The sequence below is a fragment of the Flavobacterium sp. B330r genome (assembly GCF_056824325.1).
Genome location: NZ_CP124860.1, coordinates 2,460,274 through 2,481,362 on the forward strand (window position 1 = coordinate 2,460,274; position 21,089 = coordinate 2,481,362).

Annotated in this window: 15 protein-coding genes; 9 read left to right on the plus strand and 6 right to left on the minus strand. The window is 34.5% G+C overall.

The window, feature by feature from the left end; translation table 11 throughout:
• Positions 1–8: 8 nt before the first annotated feature.
• Positions 9–5,696, plus strand: a complete 5,688-nt coding sequence (locus QLQ95_RS11115) for an alpha-2-macroglobulin family protein (RefSeq protein ID WP_482503833.1) — start codon at positions 9–11, stop codon at positions 5,694–5,696.
• A gap of 214 nt (positions 5,697–5,910) precedes the next feature.
• The gene (gene pbpC, locus QLQ95_RS11120; protein WP_482503834.1) at positions 5,911–8,286 is read left to right on the plus strand and encodes a penicillin-binding protein 1C; all 2,376 of its coding nucleotides are present in this window, start codon (positions 5,911–5,913) and stop codon (positions 8,284–8,286) included.
• 8 nt (positions 8,287–8,294) lie between these two features.
• Here pbpC and QLQ95_RS11125 read toward each other — a convergent pair whose 3' ends face one another.
• The 3 genes from QLQ95_RS11125 to QLQ95_RS11135 all read right to left on the minus strand — a co-directional run bounded on the left by QLQ95_RS11125 (position 8,295) and on the right by QLQ95_RS11135 (position 11,462).
• The gene (locus QLQ95_RS11125) at positions 8,295–9,098 is read right to left on the minus strand and encodes a hypothetical protein (protein ID WP_482503836.1); all 804 of its coding nucleotides are present in this window, start codon (positions 9,096–9,098) and stop codon (positions 8,295–8,297) included.
• Positions 9,099–9,245: 147 nt separating this feature from the next.
• Positions 9,246–10,790, minus strand: coding sequence for an Rne/Rng family ribonuclease (locus QLQ95_RS11130; RefSeq protein ID WP_248729267.1), 1,545 nt, complete (start codon positions 10,788–10,790; stop codon positions 9,246–9,248).
• Between the two features lie 381 nt (positions 10,791–11,171).
• Complete coding sequence (locus QLQ95_RS11135; RefSeq protein WP_007805026.1) at positions 11,172–11,462, minus strand: HU family DNA-binding protein; 291 nt, start codon at positions 11,460–11,462, stop codon at positions 11,172–11,174.
• A 140-nt stretch (positions 11,463–11,602) separates the two neighbouring features.
• Here QLQ95_RS11135 and mutY point away from each other — a divergent pair, with 140 nt between their 5' ends.
• The 4 genes from mutY to gldD are packed head-to-tail and all read left to right on the plus strand — an operon-like array spanning position 11,603 to position 15,006.
• Complete coding sequence (gene mutY, locus QLQ95_RS11140; RefSeq protein ID WP_428237151.1) at positions 11,603–12,649, plus strand: A/G-specific adenine glycosylase; 1,047 nt, start codon at positions 11,603–11,605, stop codon at positions 12,647–12,649.
• Positions 12,650–12,684: 35 nt separating this feature from the next.
• Positions 12,685–13,122: a single-stranded DNA-binding protein gene (locus tag QLQ95_RS11145; protein ID WP_095928033.1), complete on the plus strand. Its 438-nt coding sequence runs from the start codon at positions 12,685–12,687 to the stop codon at positions 13,120–13,122.
• Positions 13,123–13,148: 26 nt separating this feature from the next.
• On the plus strand, positions 13,149–14,453 hold the full coding sequence (locus QLQ95_RS11150) for a gliding motility-associated protein GldE (RefSeq protein WP_320493378.1): 1,305 nt from the start codon (positions 13,149–13,151) through the stop codon (positions 14,451–14,453).
• A complete protein-coding gene (gldD, locus tag QLQ95_RS11155) occupies positions 14,446–15,006 on the plus strand; it encodes a gliding motility lipoprotein GldD (RefSeq protein ID WP_320493377.1) in 561 nt (186 codons plus the stop codon). The genes QLQ95_RS11150 and gldD overlap by 8 nt, the downstream gene beginning before the upstream one ends.
• Before the next feature lie 47 nt (positions 15,007–15,053).
• Here gldD and QLQ95_RS11160 read toward each other — a convergent pair whose 3' ends face one another.
• Positions 15,054–15,431: a heavy-metal-associated domain-containing protein gene (locus tag QLQ95_RS11160; RefSeq protein ID WP_320493376.1), complete on the minus strand. Its 378-nt coding sequence runs from the start codon at positions 15,429–15,431 to the stop codon at positions 15,054–15,056.
• A gap of 102 nt (positions 15,432–15,533) precedes the next feature.
• Between QLQ95_RS11160 and QLQ95_RS11165 the strand changes: the two genes are divergently transcribed.
• Positions 15,534–16,400, plus strand: coding sequence for a DMT family transporter (locus QLQ95_RS11165; RefSeq protein WP_095928029.1), 867 nt, complete (start codon positions 15,534–15,536; stop codon positions 16,398–16,400).
• Between the two features lie 284 nt (positions 16,401–16,684).
• Here the strand turns inward: QLQ95_RS11165 and QLQ95_RS11170 are convergent, their stop codons facing one another.
• Together QLQ95_RS11170 and QLQ95_RS11175 are read right to left on the minus strand one after the other, a co-directional pair.
• Complete coding sequence (locus QLQ95_RS11170) at positions 16,685–18,733, minus strand: M16 family metallopeptidase (RefSeq protein WP_172426840.1); 2,049 nt, start codon at positions 18,731–18,733, stop codon at positions 16,685–16,687.
• 12 nt (positions 18,734–18,745) lie between these two features.
• A complete protein-coding gene (locus QLQ95_RS11175; protein ID WP_482503840.1) occupies positions 18,746–20,068 on the minus strand; it encodes a M16 family metallopeptidase in 1,323 nt (440 codons plus the stop codon).
• Between the two features lie 274 nt (positions 20,069–20,342).
• On the opposite strand from QLQ95_RS11175, the gene rplU reads away from it, so the two are divergent.
• Positions 20,343–20,780 carry a 50S ribosomal protein L21 gene (rplU, locus tag QLQ95_RS11180; protein ID WP_073412831.1) on the plus strand — a complete coding sequence of 146 codons (438 nt, stop codon included), beginning with the start codon at positions 20,343–20,345 and terminating at the stop codon, positions 20,778–20,780.
• 24 nt (positions 20,781–20,804) lie between these two features.
• A complete protein-coding gene (gene rpmA / locus QLQ95_RS11185) occupies positions 20,805–21,065 on the plus strand; it encodes a 50S ribosomal protein L27 (protein WP_012023622.1) in 261 nt (86 codons plus the stop codon).
• Positions 21,066–21,089: the final 24 nt, after the last annotated feature.

Below are 21,089 nucleotides of genomic sequence, written 5' to 3' on the forward strand. Positions count from 1 at the left end.
AATTAAAGGTGAAAGTAAAAGGACTAATTCTCGTATCTTTTGTGTTTTTTATTTTTCAATCTTGCGGGCGTAAATCAGCAGCAGATTTCAATTCAGATTTTTCACTATTTAAAGATTACATTACCAGTTTTACGGGCGGAATTGTTTCTTCGGATTCTGACATTCGTGTGGTTTTGGCTTTCGATAAAAACGACTGGAAGCCAAATCAGGAATTAGATGACGATTTGTTTGACATTTCGCCAAGTGTTCACGGAAAAGTCATAGCGCTTTCAACAAACACGGTAGCTTTTATTCCGGAGAAAAAACTAAAAATGGGAACAGAATATCAGGTTACTTTAAACTTAGATAAACTGACTGCCATTCCGAAAGAGAAAGAAAAGGAGCTGTCAAAATTCAACTTTACAGTTAAAACGGTTAAGCAAGATTTTACCATCAATACGGGTGATATTCAATCGTACAGCAAAGAATACCAATATTTAAACTGTGTTTTAAAAACAGCCGACAATATTGATTTGGAAACCGCTCAAAAGCTTGTTGAAGCGAAGCAGAAAGGTAATAATCTTAAAATTAAATTTGAGAAAGTAGCTGGCCCTGCTAAAGAATTTCGTTTTATAATTGACAGTATTCAGCGTCAATCGGAAGCTTCTAATTTAGAAATTATCTATGACGGAAATGATTTTGACATTGATCAAAAAGGACAAATCGATTTCCCGATTACGAGCATCAACGAATTTAAAGTTATAAAAGTTGAAGTTCCAGACGGAAACAATCAGCAGGTTTTAATTAATTTTTCTGAGCCTTTAGAAAAAGGTCAAGATTTTGCGGGATTGGTTTCGATTCAAAACACCAATAATCTGAAATTTTCTACCCAAGGAAATTTACTTAAAGTATATTTTACAAACCAAAATGCTTCTAAAAAACAAGAGCCTGTAGCAGTAGCTGTGCAAGAACCAGTTGCAGTTGCAGTAGATTCGGCTGCGGTAATGGTTGACTCAGCTGCTGTTGCTGTAGATTCAGCCGTGGCAGTTGTAGAAGAAGCCTTTGAATATGTACCAGACGAAGAACCAGAACAAGTTGTTACGGGCGAACTATTATTGGAAGTTTTTCAGGGAATCGAGAGCCAATATGGTAAAAAACTGGAAAACAATTACAGCGAGAAAATTTCTTTTGACCAGATAAAACCAAACATTCGTTTTATTAAAAATGGAACAATTTTGCCAAGTTCCAACAATTTAAAACTGAATTTTGAAGCTGTAAATCTAAGTGCTGTAGATGTAAAAGTATACAAGATTTATAAAAATAATATTCTGCAATTTCTTCAATACAATGAATTAAATGGCGGGCAAAATCTTAAAAAAGTCGCACAGCCAATTGCTAAAACCACTTTAAATTTAAAAGAAAGTACGCTCGTAAATCTGGCGAAATGGAATACGTATGCCTTAGATTTATCTAAGATCATTAAACCAGAACCAGGAGCAATTTACAGAGTTGAATTTGTTTATAAAAAGAAATATTCGCTTTATAAATGTGAAACATCAGACAATAGCGATGATGAAGCCGAGGAAGAAGAAGTTGATGAAAACGACGTAAACTACAGCGGAAACTCTTATGACGATTACTATTATTATGATGATTATGACTGGAGAGAAAGTCAAGATCCGTGTACAGGTTCTTACTATTACAACGCTAGAATTGCAACCAATATTTTAGCATCAGATTTAGGAGTTATTGCCAAAAGAGGAGAAAACAAATCATATTTATTTGCGGTAAATAATATCGTTACAACTGAACCTGTTTCAAATGCAAGGGTAGATTTATACAATTACCAACAGCAAAAAATAGCGACAGAAGCAACCAGCAGTGAAGGTATTGCATCTTTCCAATTGGATAAATTTGCCTATTTTGCCATTGTTACTTTAGGCGATCAGTCGACTTATGTGAAGTTAGACGATGGACTTTCGTTATCTGTAAGTAATTTTGATGTTGCAGGTGAAACTTTGCAAAAAGGACTGAAAGGATTTATTTATGGAGAAAGAGGCGTTTGGCGTCCGGGAGATAATTTGTATCTGTCATTTATTTTGAATGATGCCGCGAATAAACTTCCAAAATCACATCCAATTAAATTCAGATTAAACGACCCGAACGGTAAAACGGTTTATCAGACTGTTCAAAAAACGAATGATTTAAATCATTATGCCTTTATAGTGCCAACAAATCAAGATGCACCAACAGGAAACTGGGAAGCAATGGTAAGTGTTGGTGGAGCTAAATTCTATAAGAACATTAAGATTGAAACCATCAAACCAAATCGTTTAAAAATCAAGAATACATTTAGCAGAAAAACACTTTCGGCTTCGTATCCAAATACAGACAATCTTGAGGTAACATGGCTTCACGGTGCAATTGCTAAGAATTTGAATGTAGAAATGCAGGCTAAATTCTCTCAACAAAGCACGACTTTTAAAGGTTATGAAAAATATACTTTTGATGATTTAGCACGTCAATTCAGTACAGAAGAAATTAATATTTTCTCTGGCAAATTAAATGAAAGCGGAAAAGCATCAGTAAACATTCAGCCAAGATTACAAGGTCAGGCACCCGGAATGCTTCGTGCTTCATTCATTACAAAAGTGTACGAAGAAGGAGGAGATTTTAGTACAGATGTGATGTCAACGACCTATTCTCCATACAAAACCTATGTAGGTTTAAAAACGCCGGAACTGAATAAATACAGCATGCTTGAAACGAGAACAAACAATCGTTTTGATGTTGTAACAGTTGACGAAAACGGAAGACCAAAATCGGTTCGTAATCTCGAAGTACGAGTTTATAAAGTAGACTGGAGATGGTGGTGGGATTCTTCGAGTGATAATTTATCAAATTACAACTCGTCGAATGCAACAACTTCATACAAAACTTTTGTCATCAATACCGATTCAAGTGGAAAAGGAAGTTTCCAGTTTGCCTTGACAGATGAAGAATGGGGACGTTATTTAATTCGTGTCGCCGATCAGCAAGATGGTCATGCAACATCTTTAACCGTAAATATCGATTGGCCAATCTGGTCTGGAAAAACACGTAATAGAGATGCTTCAACAGCCAATATGTTAGTTTTCTCTACCGATAAAAAGAATTATGCTGTTGGAGAAAAAGCACAGATTTCTTTCCCTTCAAGTGAAGGTGGCCGTGCTTTAATTTCAATTGAAAACGGATCGAGAGTTGTACAGACTATTTGGGCTGAAACTAAAAATGGAGAAACAAAAGTAGAGGTTCCAATTACGGGAGCGATGGCGCCAAATGTATATTTCAATATCACGTTATTACAGCCTCATGCTTCGACTAAAAACGATTCTCCGATTCGCATGTACGGAATTGTGCCAATCGAAGTCGTAGATAAAAACACCATTTTGACACCAACTCTTACTATGCCAGATGTATTAAGACCAGAACAGCCATTTACGGTTAAAGTGGGTGAAAAATCAGGTAAAGAAATGACTTATACAATCGCAGTTGTCGATGAAGGTCTTTTGGATTTAACTCGTTTTAAAACACCAAATGCGTGGGATAGTTTCTATGTGCGTGAAGCTTTAGGAGTAAAAACTTGGGACGTGTACGATGATGTAATTGGCGCTTATGGCGGAAAAATAAATCAGATTTTTAGTATTGGTGGTGACCAGGATTTAGGTGGTGGAAAAGCTAAAAAAGCCAACCGTTTTAAACCTGTAGTGTTATATTATGGACCATTTAAATTAGGAAAAGGAGAAACGAAATCGCATGATTTAAAGCTTCCAAAATATATTGGTTCTGTTCGAACAATGGTAGTAGCGGGTGATGCGAATACAAGCGCTTACGGAAGCGTCGAAAAAGCAACGCAAGTTAAGAGCCCTTTAATGGTGCTGGCTTCGTTGCCTAGAAAGATTTCTCCATCAGAGAAAGTAACATTGCCTGTAACTGTTTTTGCAACTGAAAATAAAATTAAAAATGTTTCAATTCAGGTTAAAACCAGCAACGGATTGAAAGTAATGGGAAGCGCGCTTCAGAAGCTAAGTTTTGCACAGCCAGATGAGAAAATGGCTTATTTTAATTTGGTTGTAGGCTCTGCAACAGGAATTGCAAAAGTTCAAGTAATAGCAACATCTGGAAGTGAGAAGTCAACTTATGATGTTGAAATCGACATGACGAATCCAAATCCGGTTACGAGTACATTTACAGATGTTGTTTTAACGCCAAATAGTACGAAGACAATTTCATGGAAAACTTTCGGAATTGCAGGAAGCAATAAGGCAAGATTAGAAGTTTCGTCAATGCCATCAATGAATTTGAATGGAAGATTGCAATTCTTAATTCAATACCCTCATGGATGTGTAGAGCAGACGACTTCATCTGTTTTCCCGCAATTGTATTTGGGCGATGTGGCAGATATAGATGCGAAACGCAAAGATCTGATTCAGAAAAATATCGCAGCCGGAATTGCCAGATTGGGTAATTTCCAATTATCAAATGGCGGAATGCCGTACTGGCAAGGAAATGCAATTGCAGATGATTGGGGAACTTCTTATGCTGGACATTTCTTAATTGAAGCAGAGAAAAAAGGATATGTACTGCCAATTAATTTCAAATCGAAATGGCTGTCGTATCAGCAGAAAGAAGCGAAACAATGGCGTTTTGAACCAAAATACGGAAATGATCTGGCTCAGGCATATCGTTTATATACTTTAGCTTTAGCAGGAAATGCTGATTTATCAGCAATGAACAGATTGAGAGAAACAAAAGGCATTTCGAATGAAAGTATGCTTCGCTTAGCCGCAGCTTATGTTTTAGCAGGTCAGAAATCGGCTGGGCAAAGTTTGTTCCTGAAAACCAGCATTGATGGAAGTTCAGATGGCTACAGCTATTACTATTATGGTTCAAGTGAAAGAAACCGAGCAATGGCTTTAGAAACGATGCTTCTTTTAGATCAGAAACAAAAAGCATTTGTTACTGCAACAAAATTAGCTAAAGAAATGTCAGCCAATCAATGGATGAGTACGCAGACAACGGCTTATTGTTTGTATGCAATGTCGAAATTTGCGGTGAGTAATGGTCCGAAAGGAATCAATATCCAATTTAGTAAAAACGGAAAAGGAGAGACAATCAATACAGGTAAATCGGTTGCTGATCGCAGTTTGTCTGTTGCTTCTGGAACAAATAGCGTTACGTTGAAAAACAATAAAGCCAATACAGTTTATGTTCGTGTATTGAACACCGGAATATTGCCTATCGGACAAGAAAATGCGGTTCAAAGTGATGTTACGGCTTCTATTGTTTTCAAAAACAGAAAAGGAAGCGTAATCAATGTTTCAAGAATTAATCAGGGAACTGAATTTGTGGCCGAGGTTACGATTAAAAACCAAAGAGGAGAAAGCGTTCAAAACGTAGCGTTATCTCAAATTCTGCCTTCAGGATTCGAAATTGTAAACACTCGTTTTACCGATTATGGAGATGCTGTAAACAACATTGCAGATTATATTGATATTCGAGATGACAGAACTAATTTCTATTTCGGAATGAAAGCTAGAGAAACTAAAGTATTTAGAATCCTGTTAAATGCATCGTATTTAGGGAATTATTACCTGCCAGGATTACAATGTGAAGCGATGTATGATAATACATTCTTAGCCAGAACAAAAGGATTCTGGGTTGAGGTTGTGAAATAATTTTTTTTAGCCACAGATTGCACAGATTATCACAGATTTCAAAATCTTTTTTAATCCTTTAATCTGTGACAAAAACTTTGCAAACTTAGGAAAAAAGTTTCTCGCAGATTTTGCAGATCAAGCAGATAAAATAAGATCTGCTGAATCTGCGAGCAAAAAAAAACTTTGTGAATTTGCGATAACTTAGCGCCTTTGCGGTTAAAAAAAACAAGCATTGAAAAATAAATTAAAAGCGTTCTTTCAGCGCATTCTAAACTGGATAAAAAGAAATAAAATAAAATCAGCAATTGCATTTCTGCTCTTGCTGATTTACTATTTTTCGATACCTCGAACGTTATTCAAAGAACCTTATTCAACCGTAATTGAAAGCAAAGAAGGAGAATTACTTGGAGCTAAAATTGCCCGTGACGGACAATGGCGTTTTCCAGCACAAGATAGCGTTCCAGATAAGTTTAAAAAATGCATTGTGTATTTTGAAGACGAGTATTTCTATAAACACCCCGGATTCAATCCTGGTGCGATGATTAATGCTTTTAAACAAAACAGAAAAGCAGGAAAAGTGGTCAGAGGAGGAAGTACCTTAACACAACAGGTTATTCGATTATCCCGAAAAGGAAAAAACAGAACGTATTTTGAAAAAATAATAGAAATTATTCTCGCCACGAGATTAGAATTAGGGTATTCTAAAAATGAAATTCTAGAAATGTATGCTGCACATGCGCCTTTTGGTGGAAATGTTGTGGGATTGGAAATGGCTTCATGGCGCTATTTTGGAGTGCAGTCCAATCAGTTATCATGGGCAGAAAATGCAGTTTTGGCTGTTTTACCCAATGCGCCAAGTTTAATTTATCCGGGGAAAAACCAGATAAAATTATTGAACAAAAGAAACCGACTTTTACTAAAACTACATGAGGAAGGTATTATCGATAAGCAGACGTACGAACTTTCAATAGAAGAACCATTGCCTCAAAAACCGTATGATTTGCCTCAAATCGCTCCGCATTTATTACAGAGAGTTGCAAAAAATGAAGAAGGAACAAGAGTAAAAACTACTATTGATTATGCCTTGCAAAATCGTGTCAATCAAATTGCAAGATATTATTACAACCAGTATAAACAGAATGAGGTTCATAATCTGGCGATTTTGGTTATTGATGTTCAGAGTAGAAATGTAATGAGTTATGTTGGAAATTCTCCGGCAGATGCAGATCATCAAAAAGACGTAGATATTATTGATTCGCCAAGAAGTACAGGAAGTATTCTAAAACCACTTTTGTATGGAGCAATGTTGGATGATGGCGAATTACTGCCCAATACTTTAGTAGCTGATATACCAACACAGATTTCTGGATATACGCCTCAAAATTTCAATTTAACTTTTGATGGCGCTGTTCCTGCACATCGTGCATTGTCACGTTCGTTGAATATTCCTGCGGTTTTAATGCTTCAGGAATTTACTGTAAACAAGTTTTACGAAGAACTTCAAAAATTTAAATTAAAAAACATAAATAAAACTCCCGATCATTATGGGCTATCGCTTATTTTGGGAGGTGCCGAAAGTAATTTATGGGATTTATGCCGAACCTATGCAAATCTTTCGTCTACGGTCAATTATTACACTAAAAATAAAAGTAAATATCGTACTAACGAATTTACCGAACTCAATTATAAAAATGATTTTAAGCCCGATTTTGGCTCAGAAACCGACCAGAAGAATATTTTGGGTGCGGGATCAATTTGGTTAACGTACAATGCGATGGAAGAGGTTAATAGGCCGGAAGGAGATGAAGCCTGGAAGTTTTATGACAGTTCGCTTAAAATTGCATGGAAAACGGGAACCAGTTTCGGAAATCGTGATGCGTGGGCTATTGGAACAAATTCAAGATATGTAGTTGGAATATGGGTAGGAAATGCAACAGGGGAGGGAAGGCCAACTTTAACTGGAGTTACGAGCGCTGCACCAATTTTATTTGACGTTTTTAATTTATTGCCAAGACAACGATGGTTTGATACTCCGTATAATGATTTAGCAGAAGTTGAGGTTTGCCGTTTAAGCGGTTATCTGGCAAAAGAAAATTGCCCAAAAATTAAACAATGGGTCTCTAAAAAAGGTAAATCGACTAAGGTTTGTCCGTATCATAGAACCATTCATTTGGATAAAACAGAGCAATTTCAGGTTAATAGCAGCTGTGAGAGTATCGATAATATTGTGACTAGAAACTGGTTTGTACTGCCTCCTGTTATGGCTTGGTATTATAAAAGCCAGCATATTGAATATTTGCCGTTACCGCCATTTAAAGAAGGATGCGAAGGAACGCAAACCACTACAATGGACTTTATTTATCCGAAAGCGAATAGTAAAATATATTTAACAAAGGATTTTAACAGTAACATACAGCCCGTAATTTTGAAAGTAGCGTATTCTGAAAGAGATAAAGAATTATTTTGGTATGTTGATGATGTTTATAAAGCCACAACAAAAACTTTTCATGAACTGCCTATTAGGCCAACAACAGGAATACATTACATAACAGTTGTAGATGCTTCTGGAAATGAAATTAGAAGAAAAATTGAAATTGTAAAGGAATAATGAATTTATTACATGATTTTGAATTTGCCATATACATTTTTATTGTTTGTAAATCGGAACGTAATTGAAGTGGTAAATCCCTCATAAGTTGGAATTTTTTCTTTGTTATATGAAAGTGAATAACCTAAGCCTAAATCTATCATGTTTAAAAAGGTTACGCCTCCCATTGCATATGCATTTTTAGTAGAACTCCCAGCTTTTAAAAATAGAAAATATTCTGTATTAAATGACAAATGTAGATCTGGAAGACCATAATATTTGTCATTGTAGCTGTTTGTAATTCCGTACCCAGCACCTATGAAGAGTTTGTTGTCAGTATGGCAAACTAAACAAAATTCCATACCTGCAGTTAAAAGACTTTTGTTGGCAATTGAATAATTTAAATAAAGTATAGGCCAATCTGGAATCCTAAATTTTGGTGTAGCATTGTTTTCTCTGTAGTCAAATTCTCTCGTTTCAATTGTGTCGTCGTTTTCATTATACCATTTTGCTTTCCCAACTAAATAATCACCATTGTAATCTTTAGAATAGCCTTGAAATTGTATTTTATTGCTATTTAAATAGTAATCGTAAATTGTAAAAAGAGAGTCAGTATTCTTTATTTTATATCCTAAAGCATCTTTTGTTTTTATTTTTAAAGGCTTAATTCTGTAATAAAAAGCAACTTCTTTGGTAGATATTTTCCATTGTTTATCAAAAAAGAGAGTATCGTTTTGCGCAGCCACTTTCGAAGAAAGCAAAAAAAGGATTGTTATAAGAAGGTAAATGGCATATTTTTTTTTCTCAAAACTATAAGTCGTAACAATTTTCATTTATTATCTTTTAAAGATTATATAAACTTACTTTAAAATATAAATATTTTGTAAACGCATAAGCTTTTTTTGTGTTAGTATAAGACATAAAAGAAGTTATAAAAAAGCACAAAAAAACCGCCAATCTCACGAAAGGCGGTTTTTGATTTATTCTGAAATAACATTTCCTTTTTTATCATAGAAATGGTATTCTAAGTACGTGTAAGCGTCACGAGGTATGATTTTCACCCATTTCTTATGTTCAAAAAACCATTTTGAACGTAATGATGGAAAACCTTTACTGAGGTATGCAGCCACAAACGGGTGTGTGTTTAGTACAACCTTATTGTGGGTTTTTAAAAGTCTTTCTAAATCAGCGGTGATCTTATCAATGATTAAAATTGGAGCTTCAATTTCACCATTATGTTTGTTAGGATCTTCCTCTCTGGTTTTGATATTCACTTCTGGTCTTACGCGCTGTCTTGTAATCTGGACCAAACCAAATTTACTCGGCGGTAATATTTTATGTTTTGCTTTATCGTCGCTCATTTCTTCTCGCAAGAAGTCGAACAAAACTTTCCTGTTTTCTGGATTAGACATATCGATAAAATCAACTACGATTATTCCGCCCATATCACGCAAACGAAGTTGTCGTGCGATTTCTGCTGCGGCAATCATATTCACTTCCATGGCTGTGTCTTCTTGGTTGGTCGCTTTATTAGAACGGTTTCCGCTGTTTACGTCTATAACGTGTAACGCTTCAGTGTGTTCTATAATAAGATACGCACCTTTGCTCATGGAAACAGTTCGGCCAAAAGAAGTTTTGATTTGTCTCTCTATATTGTATTTCTCAAAAATGGGAGTGTCATTTGATTGATAAAACTTAACAATCGATTGTTTTGAAGGTGCAATTTCTTGCAAATATTCCTTCGTTTGATGGTACAACTCTTCATCATCTATTTGAATACCACTGAAGGTATCATTAAATACATCTCTTAATATCGAAGAAGCTCTATTAAGCTCTCCTAATACTTTTGATGGATGATGAGCAGTTGGTAATTTTTTACACATTGCAGACCATCTGCCAAGCAGGTTCTGCAAATCTTTTTCTAATTCGGCTACGTTTTTGCCTTCGGCTACTGTACGAACAATAACACCAAATCCTTTAGGTTTGATCGATAGAACAAGTTTTTTTAGACGATCCTTTTCTTTTTTGTCCTCTATTTTTTGAGAAATAGAAACACGGTCAGAGAAAGGAACTAGAACAATAAATCTTCCGGCAAGAGAAAGCTCAGCACTTATTCTTGGGCCTTTGGTTGATATAGGTTCTTTAACTACTTGAACTAAGACAGATTGATTGGCACTTAAAATATCAGTAATGATGCCATCTTTGTCAATCTCTTTTTCAAACTGAAAGGTTTTTAGGGAGAAATCTTTTAATTTACCTGCGCTTACAAGTTTTATGAATTTCAGCTGAGAAGCTAGATTTGGACCCAAATCGTGATAATGTAAAAAGGCATCTTTTTCGAAGCCTACATTTACAAAAGCGGCGTTAAGTCCAGCAACTGGTTTTCTGATTTTGGCAATAAAAATATCACCAACCTGAAAGTTGCTTTTTTCTTCTTCTTTGTGTAATTCAATTAGTTTTCCATCTTTTAATAAGGCAAAATCTACTGCTTCAGAACTAGATCTAATGATTAATTCTTTATTCACACTGTAAATTTTTATCTGTTTTTTCAGAAAATAGAAAAAGAGAGAAGAGTATAGATTAATAAAAATCTAAAATCTTAAGTCTAAAATCTAAAATCTTATCTACAGATGGATTAAACAATATTTTAACAGGTATTGAACCCGGGGAAAATCAGCTTGCAGTTTGTAGTTCTAAGTAATCAGTAGACTGAAGACTAAAAACTGATGACTGAATACTAATTTTCAATTTCAATGAACGTTTAAAAAGAAAAAAGTAGTTTAAAACTACTTTTTCTTTTTGTGGCGGTTAGCTCTCGCTCTTTTTTTACGTTTGTGAGTAGCTACCTTATGTCTCTTTCTTTTTTTACCACTTGGCATATTGTGTCAGATTTATGTTAATTAATATTATTTTGCTTCGTTGTTGGTTTTAACTCCTTCTACAAAAACTTTTGCAGGTTTGAAAGCAGGAATGTTGTGTGCTGGAATTTTAATAGTAGTGTTTTTAGAAATGTTTCTTCCAGTTTTTTCAGCTCTAGTTTTAACGATAAAACTACCAAAACCTCTAAGGTATACATTGTCTCCAGTCTCTAAAGAAGTTTTAACTTCTTCCATAAAAGTTTCTACTGTTGCTTGAACGTCTCCTTTTTCAAGACCTAGCTTCTCTGAAATCTTCGCTACGATATCTGCTTTCGTCATTTTCTTTCCTATTTTATTTTATAAATGGTGTACTATTTTTTTGAGTTTGCAAATATAGGAATTAAAAAAATAATTAATCAAGCTAATTCGTTAAATTTTAATTACATAAACATTTACTTTTGTAATCTAAGTATTTTGCAATGGATTTTTATAACATATTGATAAAATGGTATTTACAGCACCAGCGTGATTTACCGTGGCGAAAAACGGTCGATCCGTACCAGATTTGGCTCTCAGAAATCATGCTTCAGCAGACGCGAGTTGCGCAAGGAATGCCTTATTTTTTTTCATTTACTCAGGAATTTCCTACTGTAAAACATTTAGCAGATGCTTCAGAAGAGAAAGTTTTGAAACTTTGGCAAGGTCTGGGGTATTATTCTCGCGCTCGTAATCTTCATAAAACGGCTCAATATATATCTAATGACTTAAATGGAGTTTTTCCTGATTCTTATAAAGAGCTGCTAAAACTCAAAGGTGTTGGCGAATATACAGCTGCTGCAATAGCTTCTTTTTCTTATAATGAAGCGGTTCCTGTTGTAGATGGAAATGTGTTTAGGGTTTTGGCTCGTTATTTTGATATTGAATCTGATATTGCGCTTCCTGCAACCAAAAAAGAGTTTGCCGCTTTGGCACAGCAATTAATGCCTAAAGATAATCCAGCGATATTCAATCAGGCCATAATGGAGTTTGGTGCGCTGCAATGTGTTCCTAAAAGTCCTAATTGTGCGATTTGTGTTTTTAACGAAAGCTGTGCTGCTTTGCAAAAAGGAAAAGTAAATATGCTTCCTGTTAAGTCAAAAAAGGTAAAAGTGACCAATCGTTACTTTAATTATTTGATTTTAGAAGATGCTTCAGGAAACACATTAATTCAAAAAAGAACTGCAAAAGGAATTTGGCATAATTTATATGAGTTTCCGTTATTGGAAACGCAATCAATTGTTGATTTTGACGAGATTTCTCAAACAGTCAAAAATGAAATTTTTACAAAGTATACTATTATAAGTATAGAAGATTGCAACGAATCGATGCTTATACACAAGCTTTCGCACCAACATTTGCATATTCAATTTTGGAAAATTAAAGTGAAAGAGGAAGTCGAAAACGGAGTAGATGCTCAAAAATTGAAAACTTTTCCTTTTCCTATTGTGTTGTATAATTTTATAGAAAAGCAAGAAATAAATTGCTAAAAAAATGTATCTTTGGGAGAAATACCACCAAAACTATGAACGGAACATTAAATAAAGTGATGCTTATTGGCCATTTAGGCGATGATGTAAAGATGCATTATTTTGATGGAGGAAACTGCATCGGACGTTTTCAGCTGGCTACCAATGAGGTATATATCAATAAAACGACTAATGAAAAGATAACTTCTACAGAATGGCATAATTTGGTTGTGCGTAATAAAGCCGCAGAGATTTGCGAAAAATATCTTTCTAAAGGAGACAAAATTTATGTCGAAGGAAGAATAAAATCTCGCCAGTGGCAAACAGAAGATGGGACGACAAAATATACGACCGAAATTCAGGTAACGGAGTTTACTTTCCTGACAACTAAAAAAGAAACTGCGTATACTAAACAAAACCAGGATACAGAGTCGGCAAAAAACACTAACTTTGATGCTCCTGAAGGGCTTCCAATTAACGATCTGCCCTTTTAAGCGATGTTTAACTAATTTTATGCAATTTGGACCCAGAGCCCAGTTTACTTTTTTCTACAAATCTTGACGCCAATTTAATTATTGGTTTCGTCGGAATTTTTATTTTATTATTTCTTTCAGCAATCGTTTCTGGTGCTGAAGTAGCTCTTTTTTCTTTATCACAGCAAGACATCGATGATTCTTTAAATGATAGTCCAGCAAAAGGTAAAATTATTTCGAATCTACTAGAAAAGCCTAAAAAACTTTTGGCAACTTTATTGGTTGCGAATAACTTTTTTAATATTGGTGTAGTAATCCTGTTCGCTTATATAGGGCAAAATATTTTTGCCAACATAAGTTCGCCAGCCTTTAAGTTTACTCTAGAGGTAATTTTAGTTACTTTTTTAATTTTATTATTTGGCGAAGTTCTTCCTAAAGTTTACGCTAGCAGAAATAGTATTCGTTTTGCTAAGCGAGTTGCGTATCCGCTGGCATTTTTAGACAAAGTGCTTTCTCCGGTTAGTTTGCCAATGCGTGCCGTTACTATATATTTTCAAAATAAATTAGGAAAGCAAAAAAGTAATTTTTCTGTCAATCAACTTTCTCAGGCATTGGAACTTACTGATTCGGAAGGAACATCTACAGAAGAGCAGAAAATTCTAGAAGGAATTGTTTCTTTTGGAAATACAGATACAAAACAGGTAATGAGTCCGAGAATTGATATTTTTGCATTGGAAATATCAGAAACATTTGCGGAGATTTATCCTAAAATAATAGAAACAGGTTTTTCGAGAATTCCGGTTTATCGAGATAATATCGATCAGATTGAAGGCGTACTTTTCGTAAAAGATTTATTGCCTCATATTGAGAAAGAAGAATTTGACTGGACTTCTTTGATTAGAGAAGCCTTTTTTGTTCCTGAGAATAAAAAATTAGATAATCTGCTAAAGGATTTTCAGAGCTTAAAAAGCCATTTAGCCATTGTGGTTGATGAATATGGAGGTACTTCTGGATTAGTTTCTTTAGAAGATGTTATCGAAGAAATTGTTGGTGATATTAGTGATGAGTTTGACGATGAAAATCTAAACTTCTCGCAGATCGATGAGAATAATTTTCTTTTTGAAGGAAAAATAAACCTGAAAGATTTCTATCGAATTGTAGATGTCGATGAAGATGTCTTTGAAGCTCATAAAGGAGAAGCCGAAACATTGGCCGGATTCATTCTGGAGATTTTGGGTAATTTTCCGAAAAAAGATCAAAAAGTGCCTTTTGAAAACTGTATTTTCACTGTAGAAACAGTTGATAAAAAGCGTGTAAAACAAATAAAAGTAACAATAAATAAAAATGTTTAATAAAATACTTTCAATAACAGCAATTTTGCTTGCTCTAACGGTTATAAGCTGTAAAAATGATGTTTTGCCAAAACCAGCAAGTTACCTGCGATTAGATTATCCGGAAGCAAAATATGTGAATTTTGAAAACAATTGTCCGTTTGCTTTCGAAATGAATGAAGATGCAATCATCAAAGGAGAGAAAGAATGCGGATTTGCAATCACGTATCCAAAGATGAAAGCAACGATTTATTTGACATATAAGCCAGTAAATGGAAATATTGATAAGTTATTGCGTGATGCACAAAAACTGACTTACGAACACGTTATTAAAGCCGATGATATTTTGGAACAGCCGTATTTAAATCCGCAGAAAAAGGTTTACGGAATGTTTTATCAAGTTGACGGAAATGCAGCGACAAACTCTCAATTTTACGTTACAGATAGCACAAAACATTTTTTAATAGGTTCTGTGTATTTTTATGCAAAACCAAATTTCGACTCGATTATGCCTGCCGCGAGTTACGTTAAAAATGATATGCAGCGTTTGATGGAAACGTTGAAATGGAAATAAAAAAAGGAATCCAAATCGGATTCCTTTTTTTATTGTAATTGATCTGTTTACGATTTAAAATTCGAAACTTTATATGTTTTCCCATCTCCAGTTTCTTGAACCACTTTTGTTAAAGATTCTGAGTTTTGGATTGTTTTGTCAAAACTTACCGTTGCAGTTTTTTTGTCAAAATCAACTGTTGCTTTGTCAACTCCGTCAAGATTAGCTAATTCTTCTTCTATTGTTTTTGCGCATCCCATAGCACAAGTCATTCCGTCAATTTTGAAGCTTGCTGTTTGAAGATTTTCGGCAGCAATAGGTTTGTGTTCTTTTGGAGCACTTTTTTCTGCATTTACAACCTCAAGACTTTTGTCTTCTGCTTTTTTACAGCCAACAAATACTAAACCAGCGATTGCTGCAGCGAATAAGATTTTTGAAATTTTCATTATATATAAATTTAAAAATTGCGAATAAGATTCTTGCAAAATTAATAAAAAGAGAATGCTTAGTCCGTAAAATAATTACAAATTTGCAGTAAATAACAATTTATGGAAACAAAACAGTTAAAGTGGATTTACTTAACGATACTTTCTCTTATCTGGGGAAGCTCTTTTATTCTAATAAAAAAAGGATTGATTGGCTTAAGTGCTGTTCAGGTAGGATCGTTCCGAATTATTTTTGCTGCTTTGTTTTTATTGATTGTGGGTTTTAATAGTCTGAAAAAGATTTCGCGCCGCCAATGGAAATTTGTCGCCATAACTTCGCTTTTCGGGACTTTTATACCGGCTTATCTTTTTGCTATTGCAGAAACTCAGGTTAATAGTTCGATAGTTGCGATTTTAAATTCGTTAACGCCATTAAACACTTTGATTCTAGGAATTATAGCATTTGGGATTCAGTTTCAAAAACGACAGGTTTTAGGCGTTTTTGTCGGACTTGTAGGTTGTCTGCTTTTGGTTTTAAGCGGAGATTCTGCAAGTGGAACTCAAAATTACCTCTATGTTTTATTGGTTGTTATTGCAACGCTTAGTTATGCTATTAACGTAAATCTAATTAAAAAATATCTTCACGATCTAAATTCTGTAAGTATTACAACAGGAAATTTTGCAGTTTTACTTTTACCTGCATTAATCATTTTAAGTACAACCGATATCAGTCAGAAAATACATTTTGCAGAAACACAGCATTCTATACTTTTTGTAGCGATTTTAGGTGTTCTTGGGACAGGAATCGCCAACATTCTTTTCTTCAAGCTGATTCAGATGTCATCGCCAGTTTTTGCAACATCTGTGACATATTTAATTCCGATCGTAGCATTCTTCTGGGGACTTTTAGATAATGAATTCCTGACGCCAATTCAATCTGTTGGCGCTTTTATTATTTTAATTGGAGTTTATTTGTCGGCTAAGAAGTGATTTGAATTGTGAAATGTTACTTGTAAAATGTAAAATGTGATTTGATGCGAATGTCTCCCTGAGCGATTCCGAGGCTTGGGGAGAAAGGCGTTCCAATAGGGGTGGGGCTTCGACTTCATTCAGCCTAACAAAAGAGAGTTTTTTTCTAATATCGCGGAGTCGCTTAGCCTGACAAAACGTAATGAATAAAAAAAAGCTTTGTCAAAGTTTTAAACTTTGACAAAGCCTTAAAGTCTTAGGCCCTTAGCAACTTAGTATCTTAGTGTCTCAGAACTTAGCATCTTTTAAAGAAAATCTTTCTCAGAAACCCCTTCGTTAATCTTAATATCAGACATCTTAATATCTAATTCAAAACCAACATTCTGAACTAAGTTAAAAGGAACTTTAACGCCTTTTACTTCTTTATAATCATTGAAATTAGTGATTTGTTCAACTGATTTTCCGCCTTGTTCGCGAACTTTAGATTCGGCTGTTTTTAATCCAGATTTAACGTCGTAATAATACTTTGTTTTGCCATCTTTAATTACGTAAGCATCATTTCCGTTAATTGGTTCAATTCCTTCTACTTTAAGGTCTGTTCTTTTTACAAGTTGTAATTCTTCAAAAGGAGCGGCATTAGCTTTCATTTCGGCTAAATCTTCACCTTCAAGGTTTTTTCTTTGGCCTTGCTGTTCAACGTAAGCACCTTTTTCGTTAACCACCTGTTTCATTAAATTCATAGTTCCCATAGAAAGCGAAACCATCATTTTTCCTTTCGAATCTAATTTAGAGGTAAACGTTAATGGATTAGGGGCCTGCGGAACAGTTGTTGTGCCATTCATGTATAATGTTTTTACTGCGGTAACAGCTTTTTCTCCACCAATTGCGTTAATATAGTTTTCAAAAACCGTTTTTGCGCTAACATCTTTAGGAGCCTCTTTTTTTGTAGCAGGTTTTTCAACTGGATTTCCGTATTTGTCGAAATAATGAATCGGAATTTGTAATTTTTCTAAACCAGGAAGTACATCAGAACCTTTGCCAACTATTACGATACGCATATTGTCTAACAAGAAATACTTGTTGGCCACACGATAAATATCATCGGCAGTAACATTGTTAATGGTCTGAATGTATTTTTCGTAGAAATCTGCAGGAAGTTTTTCTGTTTCAATGTTCAAGGCGTAACGCGCAACAGCTTGCGGTTTTTCAACTTGCATTACAAATCTTCCAATATAGCCTGCTTTTACATTTCTTAAAACTTCTGGATCAACTCTTTCTGTTCTAATTCGCTTTATTTCTTTAACGAATTGAACAACAGCGCTATCTGTTACCGTATTTCTAACAGCAGATGAAGCCTTAAATTTAGTAACATATTTCCCGCTCCCAATGCTAGAACTTGCTCCATAAGTCCAAGCGTGCTGTTCGCGTAAATTCATGTTTAAGTAGCTATTAAAATCGCCTCCAAGAATTTGATTGGCAATAACGGCAGGAAAAAAATCTGGATCGTTCATTCTTAAATTTACCGTATTTACTAATGAAATTTCAGATTGAACCGCATTTGGAACATCAACAAAATCGATTTGTAAGCTCGAAACATTTACTGGAGTTGGGTAAGTGTTTTTTGGTGCAGTCTGCTTTTTCCATCCGCTGAATAATTTTTCAACAGCAGTTTTTGCTTCTTTAAATTTGACGTCACCAATAATAACTAAATAAGCATTTTCTGGAACGAAATAAGTATTGTAATTGTTTTGAACATCAGCAAGAGTTACATTTTTTACAGTCTCTTCAGAAAGATATTCTCCTACCGGATGATTTTTTCCAAAAGCCAAAACGTCAACTACTCGGTTTGAAATGGCAGGAACACTTTTTTCATCGGCTTTAAGACCTTCCAAAAGTTTTGCTTTTTCTTTATCAAATTCAGTTTGAGTGAAGTTGGGTTGTAAAGCACCTTCTGCTAATAGCTCTAAAACGCGGCCAGAATACTTTGACAATGAACTTGCATAGGCGCCTTGAGAAGTAAAGTTGATATTAGCTCCGTAAAAATCAATTTCTTCGTTAAAAGCTTCTTTGGTTGTTTTTTTAGTTCCGTTTCCAATTAAGCTGCTGGTCAATTCATCAACCCCTTTTTTGTTGCCTTCAGTAAACGGAGCATTATCTAAAGTAAGTGTATAGCTCACTCTAGGTAATTTGTGGTTTTCAACAACTAAAACTTTCATTCCGTTTGCTAAAACAAAGGTCTGCGGTTTTTTGATGTTGACTACTGGGGCATTTCCTGGTTTGGGTTGTGGACGATCTTGTGCTTGCATAATTCCAGTTAGGAAAATAAGGATTAAAAAAGGATATATTTTTTTCATGATTCGATATTCTTAGTTTTGAGATTTGGCAGTAGGAACATAATCTAAAATCAAACGCTGATTCGGATTCAGGTATTTTTTGGCAACTTCTCTAATTTCTTCTCTCGTAATAGAATGGTAAATGTCGATTTCGGTATTAATTAAATTGACATCTCCGTAAAGAAGATAATAAGAAGCCAGATTTTCTGCAATTCCTTCTACGCTTGCATTGGCATTTACGTAATTGTTATCGAATTTATTCTGTAATTTTTCATAATCTTTTTCGGAAATAAGATCGGTTTGGATTTTTACAATTTCCTCATCCATTTCCTTTAAAATATCATTAATGGTGTATGGTGCCATTGGTAGGCCGTAAAGAATGTACATTCCATAATCTTCTTGACTAAATCCTACTGCGCCAATTTGTAACGCCATTTTTTTGTCGTCAACTATTTTTTTGTAAAGTTTAGAACTTTTCCCATCACTTAAATAAGAAGAAATCAAATCTAAAACCCTTGCGTCTCTTGTTTTCATTGAAGGCGTTCTGTATGAAGCTACAATCATTGGGATCTGAATATTCGGATCTTCGTAAGTTGCTTTAATGGTTTGGTTTATAGGTTCTTCTGTGTAAGTTTGTTTTTTAACTTCTTCACCTTTTGGAATTGGTCCAAAATATTTCTGAATCCATTCTTTTGTTTTTGTTTTTTCAAAATCTCCTGCAACGACCAAAACGGCATTATTTGGAGTATAGAATTTTTTATTAAAAGCCTGGAATTCTTCAAGAGTTGCTGCATCCAAATCTTTCATAGAACCAATTGTGGTCCATCTATAAGGATGATTTTGGAACATATTCTTTTTAACCTCAGGAAGAATATTTCCGTACGGCTGATTGTCATAACGCATTCTTTTTTCTTCTTTTACGACTTCATTCTGCGTGTCAACTCCAATCTTATTAATAATAGGATGCATTAATCTTTCAGATTCCATCCATAAACCAAGTTCTAAACTGTTAGAAGGAAAAACTTCATAATAATAAGTTCGGTCATCAGATGTGTTGGCGTTGTTTACGCCTCCATTTGCAGTAACAATTTTCATCCATTCCCCACGTTTTATATTTTGGGTTCCTTCAAATAATAGATGTTCAAAAAAGTGAGCAAATCCAGTTCTGTCAGGACGTTCGTCTTTTGATCCCACATGATACATTACCGAAGTGATAACGACAGGGGCAGAAGAGTCATTGTGTAAAATGACATGTAGGCCATTGTCTAAGTCGTATTCTTCGAAAGCTACTTTTTGGGCATGAGCCACTCCGCCAAGCATTAATGCAGCACTTAACATCATTACTGATTTTTTCATAAAGATTAATAATTTTAAAATATCAACATATAGTAGGTAGACAAGAGTTGATTTTGGTTACATCAAAAATAGTTTTTTTTAATTACGAATTGTAGATTTGTTTTTAAATAAATACGATTTTAACAATCTTTTACTTTAAATTAATTGTGTTTTATGTGCAGAACTACTTGAAAAACAAGGTTTTTTCGGGTAAAAATATTTTTGCTTGTATGGGTTGCATAGTAAATTATTAGTTGTATATTTGCAACCTTAAAATTCAATAAATCAATTTGATATGTATGCAATCGTAGAGATAGCAGGGCAACAATTTAAAGTAAGCAAAGACTTAAAGGTTTATGTTCACCGTTTAGCTAATGAAGAAGGTTCAAAAGTTTCTTTTGACAAAGTTCTTTTATTAGATGATAATGGAAATGTAACTTTAGGCGCCCCAGCTATAGAAGGTGCTTCAGTAGAAGCTAAAGTGTTACAACACTTAAAAGGTGATAAAGTTATCGTTTTCAAAAAGAAAAGAAGAAAAGGATACAAAAAAAGAAATGGTCACAGACAATATCTTACACAAATTGTAATTGAAGGTATTACTGCAGCAGGAGGAACTAAAAAAGCAGCAGCTAAAAAAGCGGTTGTAGCAGAAGAAGCAGCTACTGAAGAAGTAGAAGCTCCAAAAGCTAAAAAAGCAGCTCCAAAAGCTAAAAAAGAAGCTACTAAAGAATAATAACAATATTTAAACTCATACGTCATGGCTCACAAGAAAGGTGTCGGTAGTTCGAAGAATGGTAGAGAATCAGAATCAAAACGTTTAGGCGTTAAGATTTATGGTGGACAAGCTGCTATTGCTGGGAACATCATCGTTAGACAAAGAGGTTCAAAACATAATCCAGGTGAAAACGTTTACATTAGTAAAGATCACACTCTTCACGCAAGAGTTGCTGGAGTTGTTAAGTTCCAAAAGAAAAGAGATAACAAATCTTATGTATCTATTATTCCTTTCGAGGCTTAATAATCAAAGATTACTTTTTATAAA

Coding starts and splice junctions, on each gene's coding strand:
- QLQ95_RS11125 (WP_482503836.1), bottom strand. CDS start 9,098: ATGAAAATTGTTACGACTTATAGTTTTGAGAAAAAAAAATATGCCATT.
- QLQ95_RS11135 (WP_007805026.1), bottom strand. CDS start 11,462: ATGACGAAAGCAGATATCGTAGCGAAGATTTCAGAGAAGCTAGGTCTT.
- mutY (WP_428237151.1), top strand. CDS start 11,603: ATGGATTTTTATAACATATTGATAAAATGGTATTTACAGCACCAGCGT.
- QLQ95_RS11145 (WP_095928033.1), top strand. CDS start 12,685: ATGAACGGAACATTAAATAAAGTGATGCTTATTGGCCATTTAGGCGAT.
- gldD (WP_320493377.1), top strand. CDS start 14,446: ATGTTTAATAAAATACTTTCAATAACAGCAATTTTGCTTGCTCTAACG.
- QLQ95_RS11160 (WP_320493376.1), bottom strand. CDS start 15,431: ATGAAAATTTCAAAAATCTTATTCGCTGCAGCAATCGCTGGTTTAGTA.
- QLQ95_RS11165 (WP_095928029.1), top strand. CDS start 15,534: ATGGAAACAAAACAGTTAAAGTGGATTTACTTAACGATACTTTCTCTT.
- QLQ95_RS11170 (WP_172426840.1), bottom strand. CDS start 18,733: ATGAAAAAAATATATCCTTTTTTAATCCTTATTTTCCTAACTGGAATT.
- QLQ95_RS11175 (WP_482503840.1), bottom strand. CDS start 20,068: ATGAAAAAATCAGTAATGATGTTAAGTGCTGCATTAATGCTTGGCGGA.
- rplU (WP_073412831.1), top strand. CDS start 20,343: ATGTATGCAATCGTAGAGATAGCAGGGCAACAATTTAAAGTAAGCAAA.
- rpmA (WP_012023622.1), top strand. CDS start 20,805: ATGGCTCACAAGAAAGGTGTCGGTAGTTCGAAGAATGGTAGAGAATCA.